Raw genomic sequence first — 14,242 nt, 5'->3', positions numbered from 1 at the left:
GTCTACACGCCTGCCCGGCAGGCCGGCATCGGCCTGGTCGACCGGCGCTGCCGACCCTTCGTCTGCGTGACACCGACCGGCAACTTCCCACGCCGTACTTCTGATCTATCCGGTCCTGCATTCCGGTCCCCCGCCAATGCCGTCCGAATTGGCCGCCAAGGTCGCCACGCTGCCGAACCCCGGCCCTTGATAGGCGTCCGCCGTGTCCGCGCTGCCCTACGCGGTTTCCGCTTTCTCCGCGCAGCGTGCGCATCGGGTGGGGCACGGCGCCGACGGCATCGCCTGGGCGAGGCCGCTGGTGTGCAGGATCGTCGTCACGACGTCCTCGAAGTTCATGTCCTCGGGGATCAGCACTTCTCCTGGCACGCCGAGCAGGTCCCGGGCGGTGTACCAGCTACGCATGGTCTCCGGGCCGACCGGAATGGATTCCTCGCGGCGCAGGTGCCGGCGCACTGTCTCGTCGAACGTGACGTCCAGGTAGAAGCAGGCGGTCGGGCCGGGGTGCTCGGCGAGCAGGGCGCGCAGGTGGGCGCCGTACTGGCCGGTGTGCAGGATGCCCTCGACGATGACGTGGTAGCCGCCGTCGAGCGCGGCCCGGACCATCGCGGCGATGAAACCCGGCGCGACTCCGTCGTCGCCACCGCCGTGTTCACGGAGGATGACCCGTCTCGCGTGATCTTGTTCGATCATGCCGACCGGTCGCGATCGACTCCTTCGGCTGGTTCGTGCGTTGCCCGACCCGCCCATCGGTGACATCGCGGTGCTCGGCGTTGACGACTTCGCCGTCAAGCGTGGCCATAACTACGGCACCGTCCTGATCGACTGCGAGACGCGCAAAGTTGTGGATGTGCTGGTGGGACGGGATGCCGAGCCGGTGACGGCCTGGCTGCAGGAGCATGCGAAGCCAGCGGTGATCTGCCGAGACCGGGCTTCGGCATACGCGGAGGCAGCTCGGACCGCGGCGCCGGAGGCGGTGCAGGTCGCGGACCGATTTCACCTCTGGCAGAACCTGGCTACAGCCGTGGAGAAGTGCGTCGCCCGACATAAGAGTTGCCTTGCCGAGCCCGCCGACCCGAAGTTCGGTGAGCCTGCTGAGGCGCCCGCCGCCGAGCCAACCGGGACGATGGCCGAACGCCGCCGAGCCCATCACGCCTTGGTCCACGACCTGCTAAGGCAAGGTGCCGGCGTCCGGCAGATCGCCCGCCATCTCGGCTGGTCGCACCGGACGGTATCGAAGTACGCCCACGCCGCCACCTGGCAGGAACTGGTCGTCGGACAGAAGCCACGGCCGAGCCTGGTCGACCCTTTCAAGCACTATCTGGCGCGGCGTATCGGCGAAGGGTGTCTCAAGGCCAGTGCCCTCTACCGAGAGATCACCGAGCAGGGCTTCGGCGGCAGCTATGCGATCGTCCGCAAGTTCATCGAGCAGTACCGCAGCAGACCCGACCTGACCAGCCTGCCTCGTCCGCCGTCAGTGCGGCAGGTCACCGGATGGATCTGCCGACACCCGGACAACCTCGTCGGCCGCGACACCGAACAGCTCCGGAAGATCCTGGGCCGCTGCCCAGAACTGGAATCCGCTGTCGAACTGGTCCGCTCATTCGCCGACATGATGACCCACTTACACGGCGAACGCCTCGCTGCGTGGATCACCGCAGCCGAGCAGGCTGCTCTGCCCGGGATGAGCCGCTTCGCCACCGGTCTGAACGCCGACATCGCCGCCGTCACCGCCGGGCTGAGCCTGCCCTTCAGCTCCGGACCGGTCGAGGGCAACGTCAACCGCATCAAGATGATCAAACGGCAGATGTACGGCCGAGCAGCCTTCGATCTACTCCTTAAGCGAATCTTGCTTGCCTAGTCAGCGATGCCGCTCCTGGATTATGAAATGCCACTCGAAACGGTGCTCAACGACCGTTGTTCGGCAGGATCCGGATAGCCTCGTCGAGTGACCGACGACCTACCGTGGGAGGACTACGATCGGGTGCGGCTGAGGTCGGGACTGTCCTACCCCGTCGGGCGTGACTTCGTCGAACGCTGCCTGCGGGAGGCGGGAGCGGTCGTCGGCTCATTGAGCTTCGTCGGCGGGACCGCGGATCCGCGGCACACAACAGATAAGCTCGGCCTTCTGGACCTTTTCTGGTTCAGTGACGTTCCTGGCCACATTGCCTTCAACCGGGCCAGATCACCGGCGAGTCACCTTTTCATGAGGGTGTGGGCCGTACCGTCCGGGCAGCGGCGACAGGCGGCCCAACTGCTCGCGGACGGGCTGCCGACGGCTTGCCGTTGGGCAGTGACGGCGTTGAACCGGATCGGCACAGGCTGGTCTAGTTCGCAGCACGTTCTGACCTTTTCGCAGGTCAACCAGGCATTGCAGATCGAAGAGACCTGACTCTTATGCCGGAAGTATGTAACTCGGAACTGAACCGCCCCGCGGGTGCGTGAACCGCCAGGCCATCGCGGACTTGGCAACCGAACCTGGATGCTCGCCGCAGTTGCAGAGATCATTCACTGAGAATGCGCCAGAGCCGAGAATTGACACCACCTGGGACGCACTCAGGTGATCTCGTGTAGATCCGTGCGTCGTGGTGAACCGCAGAGGCGGGCGCGTGCATCATGACAGCGTGGCTGAGTTGACCTTGTTCGCGGACTACCACCAGATCCACGTTTTCGACGAGGGATCGGAGACGGACCTCGGCGATGAGTGGACCGATCAAGCAACGGATGATCATCTAGCTGTCGGCCGGGACGCGGTCGGGGTTCGCACCACGGTTAATGTCAACGTCGAGGTCAGTGTCGAGTTGCTGGACGGCCCGCCGTCCGACGACAGCGTTGCTGCGATTGCGCGTGTCCCAGTCCAACCTTGATCGCGCCTATCGAGCTGGCATCGACTCGGCTGAGGATCCGCAGACGATGGAGCGGCTGCGATTGCAGGTGTGGTCGGCTGCGGAAGCGCCTGTGGTGGTTTCCAGGCGTTGGCGGCCGCCGGCATAGAGATTCTTTTGCCAGGTTGTTGGGCTTACGGGACTCAGCAGCATGGTCCGTCCGGGCAGGCAGAGTTCTGCAGGCGAAGACGTGTGAGGGCGAGCATGTCGATCAAACGCCGGGTCCGCCGGTGATGCCGCGTCGACGCAGGAGTGCGTCGATCTCGTCGCGGGTGGCCGGGCCGGTGCGGTGGAGGAAGTCCTCGCAGATCGCAAGGAGTAGCTGCTCCTGATCGTGTGGCACGGGTTCCTCCGATCAATGCGTGTCGGCGGCGTGCTAGGCGGCAGCGGTGCGGGTGCGGGCGAGGCGGTAGGAGTCGGTGCCGACCGGCATGCCCCACCAACTCTCAGCCGTCTGGTTTCGGTCGTGAATCCGAACTCGCGACCAAAGTCAACCTCCGGACCCGTATCGCCGTACCTTCCGCTTGTTACCGTGCCACCGTGGACTGTGACGTGCTTTGGGAGCTCGTCGAGACGGCCCGCGCGGAGGTGGGCATCGATTCCGAGTGCATGGCGCGGTTGCTGCTCCGGCGGCGATTCCATCGCATCCTGTGCCCGTGGGACACCGCTGTCGGCTGACCACTTTGCATGATCGGGGCAATATCCAAGAGTGGACCAACCTTCGCGGCCGGCACCGAGGCGTAACTTCGCGTCAGATGTCGGCATAAATGTTCTGGCGAACCTGATGGCGGCCTCGATCATCTACCTCGGCGGTGCGCTGATCGGCGTCTTTCCCGCCGATCCCCGGGTGCTCGGGTTGGCTCTCGCCGCAGCGATCGGGATTCCTGTCTGGATCTTCTCGGCGGTGGTGGTGGCCTGGCAGAAGGTGCGGCGGACCCGCGGGAAGAAGGTCGATAGTCTGCCACCGGAGATCCCCGGCGTGATGTTCATCCTGATAGCCGGCGCAGGCCTGGTGGGTAACCGTGTCGGCGGGTTCGGATCGATCGGTACCCCTTCTGAGGCGGTTCTCCATAGCTGGTGGCTCGGTGGATTCTTCATCTTCGGAATTGCCTTCGGGTTTTACGTTCTCGGCACGGCAGTGGTGTACCGGCGACTCCTATCGCAACGTCGGCAGCTTGAATGGCAGTTGCACCTGCTGGAAAGCCGGAGGATCCGAGGTCTCCACTGGTACGACCCCAGGACCGGGGATGTTCCTCAGCTGGTGAAGGTAACGCCGACGCGGGCGCGCAGGTCGGCTGCCGGCGGCGGGCGGGCGAAGTAGAAGCCCTAGGCCAGCACAGAGGTACGGGCGGCGGCCACAGTGAGCCAGATGATGACCGGTATGAAAGCGGGATCAGCCACCACCGGGAAGGCGGCGCCCCGAGTGTCAACCGTCTGGCTCAGCGTCGTGCCGTTGACGCTGTAGGTGGTGGGCAATTCGGTGCCGTTGGCGTCGACTGCCCAAGGTGTGTCGATGCGAAATGCCGGCACGTCATCTGCAGTGAGATCCACCATCGAGGCGAGCGTTTCCTGCTCACCGTCTTCGTACAGTGGTTCCGTTCCAGCTTCCGGCGCGGTGACGGACTCGGGGGCGTTGTTGGCCGGGTCGTTGTAATCGAACGTCGGGGTCGTATCGTCTGCGGGAGCGTTCGGCAGCGAGCTCCGCCGTTGACTCACACGGTCGGGACCGTGCCGCCGTCGATGACGTACTCGGCGCCCACGATGGCCGAGGCGCGGTCCGACACCAGGAACCCGACCAGGTCGGCGATCTCCTCGGGCTGGGCGAACCGGCCCAGAGGAACCCCGCCGAGGGAGTCGAAGATCGTCTGCTTGGCGGCTTCACGGGTGAGACCGTTGCCCTCGGCGATCCGGTCCACGAACCGCTCATAGGCCTCGGTCTCGATACCGCCGGGGCTGATCGCGTTGACCCGCACACCGCGCGGTGCGAGCTCGTTGGCGAGGCCCTTGCTGTACGTGCGCAGCGCCGCCTTGGCTGCCGCGTACGCCAGCGACGCGTCGTACAGCGGTAGTTCCCGCTGGATCGAGGTGAAGTGCAGCACCACACCCGACCCGGCCCCGACCATCGCCGGCAGCAGCGCCCGGTCGAGCCGCACCGCACCCAGGAAGTTCAGGTTCAGTTCGGTCAGCCACTGCTCTTCGGTGATCACCGCGAACCCACCGGACGGCGTCGAGGCGCCCCCGACGACGTGCACCAGAATGTCGAGCGCGCCGACAGCCTCGGCAATGCGGCCCGCCACGAGCTGCGCGCCCTCGACGGTCGACGTGTCCGCCTCGATGAACCGGTCGGGGCGGTCGTACCCGTCGGGCATCGTCCGGGCCGTGGTCCACACGTCGGCACCCATCTCCCGCAGGCGGGTGACAACGGCCTTGCCCGAACCCTTCGACCCGCCCGTAACGAGCGCGTGGCGGCCGTCGAGGCGGTCACGTTCTTTGCTGGACATTTTTCTCTTCCTTCTGACGGATGGTGGTGTGCGGTCGGCTCAGGCCTCGTGGTTGCCGATGACGAGCTCGGCCACGCGGTTGCCGCGCAGGGTGAAGCGGTAGTCCAGCTCGGCGACGCCGCCGGGGAAGGTGCCCTCCAGACGCAGGGTCACCACCCAGTGGTCGTCGTCGACGCGGCGGGCGCCGATCTGCTCGGTGGTGTACTCGAACTCGGCGCCGGCGTCGCGCAGGAACGCGTGCACCTCATCACGGCCCCGGAAGGTCTCGTTCTGGTCGACGACCACGATGTCGTCGACGAGGAACGACGAGGCCGCGTCGGCGTCGTGCACGGTGCTGGCTGCGAGAAAGTCGCGGACGGTGGCCGGGAGGACGTCGGAACGAAGGCCGCTGTTTGTCATGTCGCCACCGTCCGGCCTCGCGCGGCCGGAGAGTCAAGCGCTGGACCCTCCCTCAGGGAGAGGGTCCACACTGAAGGGGTGCTGACGATCGGGGAGTTCTCGCGTTTGACCCACCTGAGCGTGCGGACCCTGCGCCGCTACCACGAGGGAAAGCTGCTCGAGCCGGCCGTCGTGGACGAGTCGACCGGCTACCGCTACTACTCCGTCGAGCAGATCCCGACCGCGCAGGTCATCAACCGGCTCCGGGAGCTCGACGTCCCCTTGAGCGACGTGCAGCGAATCCTGCGGACGCCAGACCCCGGCGTCCGGTCGACCCTGGTCGCGGGTCACCTGCGGCGCTTGGAGGCCGAACTCTCTCGCACCCGGGCCGCAGTCACCTCGCTGCGCCGCCTCCTGCAGCCCGACCCCGCGCCGATCGAGGTCGAGCTGCGCGCCGAACCCGCCCGCGAGGTCGCGGCGATCGAGGCCGTGATCGGCCACGCCGACGTCGAGGCGTGGTTCGCCGGCGCGATGGCCGAGCTGGAAGTCGCCGTGGGCGCAGGTAAGACCGGACCGCCCGGGGGTAACTACGACAACGCCCTGTTCGAGGAGGGCCGCGGTCAAGTGCTGGTCTATCTGCCGACCTCCACCCCGCCGCGCACCGGACGGGTGCACGCCGCGACCCTGCCCGCTGCGGAACTGGCGGTGACCACCCACATCGGCGAGCACGAGGGCGTGGACGTCACGTACGGCGAGCTCGGTGCGTGGGTCGTGGAGAACGCGATGTCGGTGGCTGGGCCTGTACGGGAGGTTTACCGCGTGGGGCCCCGAGATGTGAGCGATCCGGGCGCCTGGCGTACGGAGATCGGGTGGCCGGTGTTCCGCGTGACATGAGGACTTGTCGACCAAGCGACCGGCCCTGCGGTGAGCCAGTGGTGTCGAACTCGCGGACACGAAAACGGCCGACGATCAAGCGGTGCCAAAAGTGACGTTCAACCGGTGCCGATAGCGTGCTCCGAGCATTCCGCGCGATCTGCCCTTTGCCACTGAGCTGTGTCCTGTGCCAATGAAGGATGCCCGATGCGCGGTTTTTGCCAGCGGACTGTGTCTGCTGGGCGGGGAGTTAGAGGTCGAAGAGCGATTCGCGTTGCGGCGGGTCGAGGATTTTGCGCAGCTCAGAGACGGTTTGGCCCCATGCCGGGCCGTCGGGTGTCGCGTCCCAGTCCTCAGCGAGCCAGGTGGGTGTCGTGATCACACGGTCGAGGGCATCGATGGCTGGTACTGCTCGGCGGTGCGATGGGGATGCTGAAGCGGGCGACAGCCCCGGAGCGGGGTTTCCACCCGGGGCCTGACCGCCTCGAATATCAGGGACAGCGCACCGAGGGCGACCACGATGTCGGGCTCCACACGGTTGGATTCGTGCTCTGCCGGATCCGGACGCCGTATCGGACAGATTGGTTGCGAGCACAGCTGTGGCCGGGGTAGCTGGCGTCCGAGGCCGGGTCCGACGGATACTGCAGGGCCGATCGCAAATTACGCCACTTTCCCCCGTACGACCCGGCGATGACGGCGTTGTACATGACCTGGTCCTCGAACCAGATCGTCACTCCCTGAGTGGCGGCGAAGTGCACCCATCCGTCGTATTTACCCGCAGCGTTGGACTGTCGGATGCACGCTTTGAAGTGCACATAGACGCCGCTGCTGTTGATGCTTGCCGTTGTGGCTTGTTCGGGACAGTCATAGGTGGACGGGGGCGCGGCTGCCGCCCTGCCGGCCAGTGCGATCGACGGCAGGAGCCCAATCGCCATCGCCAGTAGGGCGAACGTTGCCGTGATCCTCTTCGGCATGTGTGCTTCCCCTTCTCGCGGATGGTGAAGTAGTCCAGGTCGAGAGTGATTCCGTCCTCATTGCAGCGGCGAGGATCCTGAACTCCAAGCCGACGCCATCGACATCGAACGATCAGAATCGGCGCCGGAATTGACGGTAGCCTCGGATGGCCCGGCAGCACCACCCCGCTCCGGCGACGAGCCACTCGGAGTCCTGGGCCTCCCAGCGACAGAGCGCCACTGGTCCTTTACCCCACCGAAGAGGGCATCTTGCACGAGGCGCTGGGCGGCCATGGCGTCCTGCGCCGCGGGCCCGCATCCATACCCTGCTCGACGTGCTGTGATGCGGCGCCACGGAGGTGCCGATTCCCGGATTGATCGTGGTCGCCTTCCACCCGGCCCGGGGGCCGGGGACTTGCTCGGGAGGTTCACGGTCTGCGGCAAACGCTAGGCACACGGTTCTGCGGACGTCCGGCGAACGTCGAACACTTCGATGACAACGCGCCGAACACCACACCGCCCGGTATGGCTCATGAGCTGAGCGCAGACCACAAGATCAGCGCGAACCACGCTCGGGCGCCCTACCCGGAGAGCATTATCTGAATCGGATTCGCGTGCTTGGGCAGCACGCGTATCTCGCAGTATCCGACGGAGGAAAACGTTGCTTCTTCTGGTGAGTCCGGCCACACTGTACCCGCCAATCTGGAGGCCACGTGGATCTTTGGGACCTGATAAAGCTTCTCTTCAGGCGCTGGTACATCACCGCTCCACTCATTCTTATAACGGCCCTTTCTGCCTGGCTGGTCGCGACTCTGGTGCCGGCCGACTATCGGGTTACGGGTGACCTGATGCTGGTCCCGCCGACTTCAGCCGACGCTGAGCCTCAGTCGACACCGGGTCGGGTCGGACGGTGGACGGTGACGTCGCTGACTGGCGCTCTCGTGATCTTCGGGGGCCAGGATGCCCTCAAAGAGGCCGTTGCCCGAGAAGGCCCGGCGAGAGAGCTGCAAGTCCAGCTTCGCCAAGGCAGGACCGACGTCGTGGAGATCTCGGTCTCCGCGTCGAGCAGGGCCGAGGCGTACTCCGCACTGGAGCGGACGAGCAAGCTGCTTACCGTCAAGCTGGCCGACCTCCAGGAGCCGTTTCTTCGGCCGGGTGAGCAAATGATCAGCGCTCAAACAGTCGACCTGGGCAACAGGATGGATGTGAGCACCTCGAAGCCGAGGCGGGTGGCGGTTGTCATCGGCGGTATGGGCGTGCTGCTGACAGCCGCAGCGTCCATCGTGGTCGACGCGTTCGCGCGCCGAAGGGCACATCGGCAACGGATGGCAGGCCGTGCGCCTTCCCATGATCAAGCTGAAATCGGGCGCGACATCTCCGTCTCCGGCCTGCCCATGACATCGCGGCTCGCCAGAACGGAGAGGCCCACCGACGAGCCTGTGATCCTCGCTGCCGCTCTCTACGAGTTCTACGACCTGGATAATCGCATCGACCGCCATGATCAACAGGGCGATGCCGACGACCCCATGGTTCAGTTGCGCGGCTACTACGATCCGATCCTCGAGGGCGTCGACTCTGCGACACGAGACATCGATTACGCATTCAACCTGCTCGGTCCACCGCCCGAATCGCTAGGCAGCGCCACCGGCCGAAGGCCGCACACGCCCATCGGGAGCGCCCAATGACCAGACGCAACACCGGCGGCTCCACACCATGGGAGAGCCTGACTCCGTGGGAGAAGGCGGTGCAGTGGCGCGAGTCCGCCCCGGAGATATCCACCGAGATAATCGATCTCGCTCGCTCCCGGGCGATACACGAGCGCGAACTGGAGAAATCCCGAGCCGCTCACGAGCAGAAGATGGATACCCGCCTGTGGTACACCCAGATGGCGAATATCCTCGTCAGCTGCTTTGGAAGCGCGGCCTTGGCGATCACCGTGGTCGTGCTCGGTTCCAACTCAGCCGCTCTCTTCTCCGTAGCCAGCGTCAGCGCAGGATTGATGGGCGCCTCCTTTGTGGCAAGCCGATCGATAAGAACCACCTGGAGACGTGGACGACAGCAACAGCAGCAGACGGAGGAGACTCCCCCGGAGTAGTGGAGGGTGGAGACCGACGAGCCGGTCCCCACCCGCTGCGCCTGAGCGGCTTCTCCGGGCGGCAGGCTCCCGGCATGTTGCCCGAAGGTGGAAGGAGCGAGCGTTTGGTCCTCCAGTTGTCGCACGCCTTCTTCAACAAGCTGCACCAGTATTTCGACTACTGCATGTACGGCGCGACCACTCTGGAGCAGGCCTGCGCCGCGATACGGGAAGGACCTGGACCACCGTCCCGCTCGCAGGTGGCAGCGCTGCTGCATGATCAGACGGCCTTCCACATCGCCGTCCCGCCTGACGGCCAGTACACCTTCGCCCGGCTGCTGCACGAGGCCGCCGTCGCGCACTTCCCCGATGACGAGCCCCTCGTCGTGGAGTCGGCGATCGTTGTGCTCCGTACCGCGGTGGAAGTGCTGGTCCTGCGTCACGACGGGACGATCTTCCGGGACGCGCTCGGAGTCGGCCGATCGTGCCTCGACCGCATCGACGCCACCGCCCGGCCAGCCGTCGCCGCCGAGATCGCGTTCCGTCTGGGCCGGCTGCATCTCGAACCCGTCGCGTCCGACCCGGCGTACGCCGCCGTCTCCAACGGGCTCGACATGTGCCTCGCGGACCGGCATGACCAGCAGCTCTGGGTGTTCCAGGAGATGCCGGCCAGCACGGTCGACATGGTGCCCGATCGCGCCGTCATGCTGTCCACGGCGACCGAGCTGCTCGAGGAGGCGGAGCGGCTGGCCGGGCCTGCCCGGAAGGCGATGGTCAGCGCATACCTGTGGATCACCCGGCTGGAAGGCTCGGACGAGACGGCGGTCATCAACGCCGACGCGGCGCTGGCCGCTGCCGCGGATGTCCCGGCCACCGAGGATCCGTTGGTCGAGTTCCGGCTCAGACATCTGGTCCTGATCCGTGCGCGGCGGCGCGAATCGATCGCTCAGCTCGCCCTCTTCTACGGCTTCGACGATCTCGTACGGCGGTGCGGCCTGTCCCAGACGATCGCCTTCTGGGTCCAGCTCGCTCCGGAGCGGATCTCGCACGACATCCGGCCCGAATGGCACGAGTCCTACAGCAGACTCGCCGGCCTGCCCGCTGTCAGCGAACGCTCCCGGCTGATCCTGCAGCTCCGCGCGGGGCACTGCCACCCGAACGATCCCGCCACGTGCGCCGAACTCACCGACCCGGTCTCCGCGGATCTCCGCACGGTCCTTACACGAATCGAGGGACGCCATCCCGGCCTGTCACGGGCGGCACTCGCGCAAGCGGGCATCCACTGGCTGCATCACCGGCTCTTCGGTGAGAGCGAAGCACTGGCGATCGTTCATCGCCTGGTCGAGGACGCCGGGCAGCAGGCCGACGCTCGCTCGTACGTGACGGTCCGCGCCGCGATGCAGGTCAACGACGCAAATCAGCAGCCGACGAACTGGTTGTCCGCAGTCTTCCACCTCCTCGCGGCGACCGACCTTCTCCTCGCCGGTTTCCCCGCCTGGGCACGACACAGTCTCGGCTCGGCAGCGGGCCTGCTGCGGGCGGCCGCCGCCTCGGACGAGGACGTCGTTCTCCCCCCGCTGATCCCCCTGCTCGAGCGCCTCGTGGAGCACAGCCGGCAGGCCGGCCTGCGGGTGATTGCCAAGCGGATCATCGCCAGGTCTGCTTCTCTGGCGTTGCGGCGGCTGCAGCGGGAGAGCGAACGACAGAGCGTCTCCGTCGCAACGTTCGGCCCCCTGTTCGCGTTGGCGCAGCTCGGGAAGTCACGCCAGCTCACCGCCCGCCTCGCCGGAACCGCCGTGCCCGCGACGGACGACGCCGCGACGATCAGAGGCATCATCGAGAGGCTCGGGGGCAGCCCGGTCCGCGACCCGGAGCTCGCCGACTCCGTTCTCGACGAGGTCGGAATCCGGCAGGCTTCCTACGTCACCCGGTTCGAGACCAGGGCCGGTCGCGATCTGCCCGAGATCCTGCACAACTTGAGGAAGATCCACGGCGTCCGGCTCAGCTCACCGGAGTCGGCCGGAGCATCACCCGCAGTGGATTACACCGTCATCCAGCCGACTCTGGATCCTCGTTCGCTTGCAGTCAGCCTGAGCTTCGTGTGGGTGGAGGGCGAGGGCGAGAAATCCGGACTTTCCCTGCTGATGGTCGCGGCCGGACGGGACCACGTCGACGTCAATGCGGCGTTGCAGCCCCCCAGCATCACCGTGAGCTCCCAGCTCCAGCCGACCTTCTCCATCGACGGTGACCTCTACGAACTCAGCGTGGCCGGCTACGCCGTCACGGATCTGATCCGACTGATCCAGACCGATCCGCTGGTCCGGGACGTCTCCCCCGAGGCAGCGGAGAATCTCGACGACCTCGCCGCCGTCTTGTTCGCGGGGCTGTTCCGGTCGATCGAGAACGCGGTCGACAAGCACGGTGTCGACCATGTGATGATCTGGCCGACCGAGGCGCTCCACCTGATGCCCTACTGGCTCATGCCGTTCCGCGACGGCATCGTCGCCGACCACGTGCTCGTGACCGTGCTACCGACATTCCAGTGCCTGATCCGGCCCCGGCCGGAACCGGCGTTTCGCGGCGTGCTCGCGGTCGGCAGCTCCGACGGCGGCGCCGCGTACGGCCTTCCCGTGGTGCCTTCGCTGACCACCACCGCACTGCGCATCGCCGAGACCTTCGGTACCCATGCCCTGGTCGGACGACGGGCCAATCCCACAGCGGTGCTTCAGCAGATGGGCCGGCACGAGTTCGTCCACATCGCCGCGCACGGCGAGCAGTACCGGGCCACGCCGATGTACCACTGCGCGTATCTGGATGCCGCGGGCGGCACGGAAGGCCGGCTCTACGCCCATCAGGTCATCGAACTGGACCTGTCCGCCGTCCGGCTCATCACCCTCAACGCCTGCGAGGGAAACCTGCTGCGCTTCGACCAGTTCGACGAGATCGTCGGGCTGGCCGCGGCGCTGCTGCACGCCGGGGCTCGCGCGGTCGCCGGCGCGTTGTGGGCGATCCGCCCGGAGGTCGGCGAGACCTTCTACATGACCCTGTACCAGCACCTGGCACGCGGCGCGGGAACGCTCACCGCGTTCCGTGCGGCACAGATCGCGACGCGTGCGGCCTTCTCCGAGTACCGGGACTGGGGCGCCTTCTGCTTCATCGGCACCGGAGACTTCCTCGACCCGACGGAGGCACACCCATGACCGATTCCGCGATCGTCCTCACCGACGTCGACCTGGTGCCGCGGATAGAGCTCGGCGCGGACAGCGGATCCACGCTGCCCCGGCGGCTTTCCATGGGGCAGCCGGTGTTCTCCGCCATCGCACCGGCATCGGTGGACGACGGCACACCCCTCGGCGAGTACCTCCGCACGGAGGCGGGGACCAGCACTTATTACCTGCTCGATCTCGTGGTGAATCTGCGCCCGGACAAGAACGAGTCGTTCACCGAACTGGGTGTCGGCGTCCGTCTCAGCACCGACGGCACGGCCCGGGACCAGCCCATCGCATGGTCGCTGTCCCCGCTGCGCTCCACCGAGCCCGCGCCGGTCAAACGCACCGTCGGGCTCACCGTGAAGGCGGTCATCATCGAACCCAAGGTGGAGCGGCAGACGGAGGAGGCCCGGGACGTCAATTTCGTCGTGGCCTACGGCCAGCGGGAGAGCGCCTTCGAGTGGCGGTACCAGCCCACCGCTCAACGCGCCCTCGACGGCGCCCTGCAGATGCACGCCATCGTCAAGGCGCCCGCCGGCGTCGAGGTCCGGGCCGACATCGTGGTCGCTGCCACGCTCCAGCTGCCCGGCGGCTTCCCCAAGCGGCGGTACCGCGCCGAACTGCCGGCTCAGCTGCGTACGGTCCGCGGCTCGGCGCGGCCGGCCGCCATCGAACGGGCGCCGGCCGGCGACTCGTTCACCTGATCATGGCGGTTTCCGCCGGCATGAACGCGCCTTCTTGGGACGAACTGACCTCCCAGCTCGCCGCCCGCATTCGGCTGCTGGAGATCGACGACACAGGGATCGGCGATCCCCCGACAGCCGCGCTCTGCCACCCGCCGGCCGCCGCGCCGAGACTCGACGACATGAACAATCACCAGCAACAGCCCGCGGGCTTCCTCGACTCCGCCGAACAGATCGTCACCACCAACCTGCTCGGGTCGATCCGGCTGATCGCCGCATTCATCGACCATCTGCGCAGCAAGCCGGACGCCACCATCCCGACCGTGTCCGGGTGGCGTTCGTGGCGCTGACCGCCACTCCCAGCTACAGCGCCCCGAGGGCGGCGATCCACATGCTGAGCGAGTCGATCCGGCTGCAGCTGGCCGGCACGAACGTCGAGGTGGTGCCGCCGTCGGTCGCCACCGACCTGCTGCCGGGGCAGAAGGAGAGCCCGATCCCGATGCCGCTCGACGCGTTCGTCGCCGAGGTGGTCGATCTCCTCGCCACCCGTCCGGACACGCGCGAGATTCAGGTCGAGAGAGTCATTTTCCTTCGGTACGCAGAGAAGCGGGGCGAATACGACACCGTAGTGGCGGCGATCAACCAGCACGACCCGCACGGCAAGTGAATCGCCTACCGTATCCATACAT

At 66.7% G+C, this 14,242-nt stretch carries 19 protein-coding genes; 12 read left to right on the top strand and 7 right to left on the bottom strand.

What is annotated here, in order from left to right; genetic code table 11:
- Positions 1–216: 216 nt before the first annotated feature.
- Positions 217–690: an AAA family ATPase gene (locus ACQP2E_RS15860; protein ID WP_433832332.1), complete on the bottom strand. Its 474-nt coding sequence runs from the start codon at positions 688–690 to the stop codon at positions 217–219.
- Here ACQP2E_RS15860 and ACQP2E_RS15855 point away from each other — a divergent pair.
- The 3 genes from ACQP2E_RS15855 (at position 689) to ACQP2E_RS15845 (ending at position 2,864) form a co-directional block, all read left to right on the top strand.
- The gene (locus ACQP2E_RS15855) at positions 689–1,858 is read left to right on the top strand and encodes an ISL3 family transposase (RefSeq protein ID WP_433832330.1); all 1,170 of its coding nucleotides are present in this window, start codon (positions 689–691) and stop codon (positions 1,856–1,858) included. The genes ACQP2E_RS15860 and ACQP2E_RS15855 overlap by 2 nt on opposite strands.
- A gap of 87 nt (positions 1,859–1,945) precedes the next feature.
- The gene (locus ACQP2E_RS15850; RefSeq protein ID WP_433832328.1) at positions 1,946–2,389 is read left to right on the top strand and encodes a hypothetical protein; all 444 of its coding nucleotides are present in this window, start codon (positions 1,946–1,948) and stop codon (positions 2,387–2,389) included.
- 232 nt (positions 2,390–2,621) lie between these two features.
- Positions 2,622–2,864: a hypothetical protein gene (locus tag ACQP2E_RS15845; protein WP_433832326.1), complete on the top strand. Its 243-nt coding sequence runs from the start codon at positions 2,622–2,624 to the stop codon at positions 2,862–2,864.
- Between the two features lie 229 nt (positions 2,865–3,093).
- On the opposite strand, the gene ACQP2E_RS15840 is transcribed toward ACQP2E_RS15845, so the two are convergent.
- Positions 3,094–3,225: a hypothetical protein gene (locus tag ACQP2E_RS15840; protein ID WP_433832325.1), complete on the bottom strand. Its 132-nt coding sequence runs from the start codon at positions 3,223–3,225 to the stop codon at positions 3,094–3,096.
- A 197-nt stretch (positions 3,226–3,422) separates the two neighbouring features.
- Here ACQP2E_RS15840 and ACQP2E_RS15835 point away from each other — a divergent pair, with 197 nt between their 5' ends.
- Positions 3,423–3,560 (top strand): hypothetical protein, encoded by a 138-nt coding sequence (locus ACQP2E_RS15835; protein WP_433832323.1) that lies wholly within the window; start codon positions 3,423–3,425, stop codon positions 3,558–3,560.
- A gap of 106 nt (positions 3,561–3,666) precedes the next feature.
- Positions 3,667–4,203 carry a hypothetical protein gene (locus ACQP2E_RS15830; RefSeq protein WP_433832321.1) on the top strand — a complete coding sequence of 179 codons (537 nt, stop codon included), beginning with the start codon at positions 3,667–3,669 and terminating at the stop codon, positions 4,201–4,203.
- A gap of 5 nt (positions 4,204–4,208) precedes the next feature.
- On the opposite strand, the gene ACQP2E_RS15825 is transcribed toward ACQP2E_RS15830, so the two are convergent.
- From ACQP2E_RS15825 to ACQP2E_RS15815, 3 genes are read right to left on the bottom strand one after another with little or no spacing between them, the layout of a single operon-like run.
- On the bottom strand, positions 4,209–4,598 hold the full coding sequence (locus tag ACQP2E_RS15825) for a hypothetical protein (protein WP_433832319.1): 390 nt from the start codon (positions 4,596–4,598) through the stop codon (positions 4,209–4,211).
- A complete protein-coding gene (locus ACQP2E_RS15820; RefSeq protein ID WP_433832317.1) occupies positions 4,595–5,383 on the bottom strand; it encodes an SDR family oxidoreductase in 789 nt (262 codons plus the stop codon). Before ACQP2E_RS15820 ends, ACQP2E_RS15825 begins: the two co-directional genes overlap by 4 nt.
- 39 nt (positions 5,384–5,422) lie before the next feature.
- On the bottom strand, positions 5,423–5,782 hold the full coding sequence (locus ACQP2E_RS15815) for a nuclear transport factor 2 family protein (RefSeq protein WP_433832315.1): 360 nt from the start codon (positions 5,780–5,782) through the stop codon (positions 5,423–5,425).
- 78 nt (positions 5,783–5,860) lie between these two features.
- On the opposite strand from ACQP2E_RS15815, the gene ACQP2E_RS15810 reads away from it, so the two are divergent.
- On the top strand, positions 5,861–6,655 hold the full coding sequence (locus ACQP2E_RS15810; protein WP_433832313.1) for a MerR family transcriptional regulator: 795 nt from the start codon (positions 5,861–5,863) through the stop codon (positions 6,653–6,655).
- A gap of 229 nt (positions 6,656–6,884) precedes the next feature.
- Here ACQP2E_RS15810 and ACQP2E_RS15805 read toward each other — a convergent pair whose 3' ends face one another.
- Positions 6,885–7,016: a hypothetical protein gene (locus ACQP2E_RS15805; protein WP_433832311.1), complete on the bottom strand. Its 132-nt coding sequence runs from the start codon at positions 7,014–7,016 to the stop codon at positions 6,885–6,887.
- A 109-nt stretch (positions 7,017–7,125) separates the two neighbouring features.
- A complete protein-coding gene (locus ACQP2E_RS15800) occupies positions 7,126–7,608 on the bottom strand; it encodes a hypothetical protein (protein WP_433832310.1) in 483 nt (160 codons plus the stop codon).
- 692 nt (positions 7,609–8,300) lie between these two features.
- On the opposite strand from ACQP2E_RS15800, the gene ACQP2E_RS15795 reads away from it, so the two are divergent.
- The 6 genes from ACQP2E_RS15795 to ACQP2E_RS15770 all read left to right on the top strand — a co-directional run bounded on the left by ACQP2E_RS15795 (position 8,301) and on the right by ACQP2E_RS15770 (position 14,220).
- A complete protein-coding gene (locus tag ACQP2E_RS15795) occupies positions 8,301–9,272 on the top strand; it encodes a hypothetical protein (protein WP_433832308.1) in 972 nt (323 codons plus the stop codon).
- Positions 9,269–9,682, top strand: a complete 414-nt coding sequence (locus ACQP2E_RS15790) for a hypothetical protein (RefSeq protein WP_433832306.1) — start codon at positions 9,269–9,271, stop codon at positions 9,680–9,682. The genes ACQP2E_RS15795 and ACQP2E_RS15790 overlap by 4 nt, the downstream gene beginning before the upstream one ends.
- A gap of 104 nt (positions 9,683–9,786) precedes the next feature.
- Complete coding sequence (locus tag ACQP2E_RS15785; RefSeq protein ID WP_433832304.1) at positions 9,787–12,861, top strand: CHAT domain-containing protein; 3,075 nt, start codon at positions 9,787–9,789, stop codon at positions 12,859–12,861.
- On the top strand, positions 12,858–13,574 hold the full coding sequence (locus ACQP2E_RS15780) for a hypothetical protein (RefSeq protein ID WP_433832302.1): 717 nt from the start codon (positions 12,858–12,860) through the stop codon (positions 13,572–13,574). The genes ACQP2E_RS15785 and ACQP2E_RS15780 overlap by 4 nt, the downstream gene beginning before the upstream one ends.
- 20 nt (positions 13,575–13,594) lie before the next feature.
- Positions 13,595–13,903, top strand: a complete 309-nt coding sequence (locus ACQP2E_RS15775; protein WP_433832300.1) for a hypothetical protein — start codon at positions 13,595–13,597, stop codon at positions 13,901–13,903.
- The gene (locus ACQP2E_RS15770; RefSeq protein WP_433832298.1) at positions 13,885–14,220 is read left to right on the top strand and encodes a hypothetical protein; all 336 of its coding nucleotides are present in this window, start codon (positions 13,885–13,887) and stop codon (positions 14,218–14,220) included. Before ACQP2E_RS15775 ends, ACQP2E_RS15770 begins: the two co-directional genes overlap by 19 nt.
- Positions 14,221–14,242: the final 22 nt, after the last annotated feature.

It is taken from the genome of Actinoplanes sp. CA-015351, assembly GCF_050955685.1.
Classification (GTDB): Bacteria; Actinomycetota; Actinomycetes; order Mycobacteriales; family Micromonosporaceae; genus Actinoplanes.
This window is presented reverse-complemented; position numbering and strand designations above follow the sequence as displayed.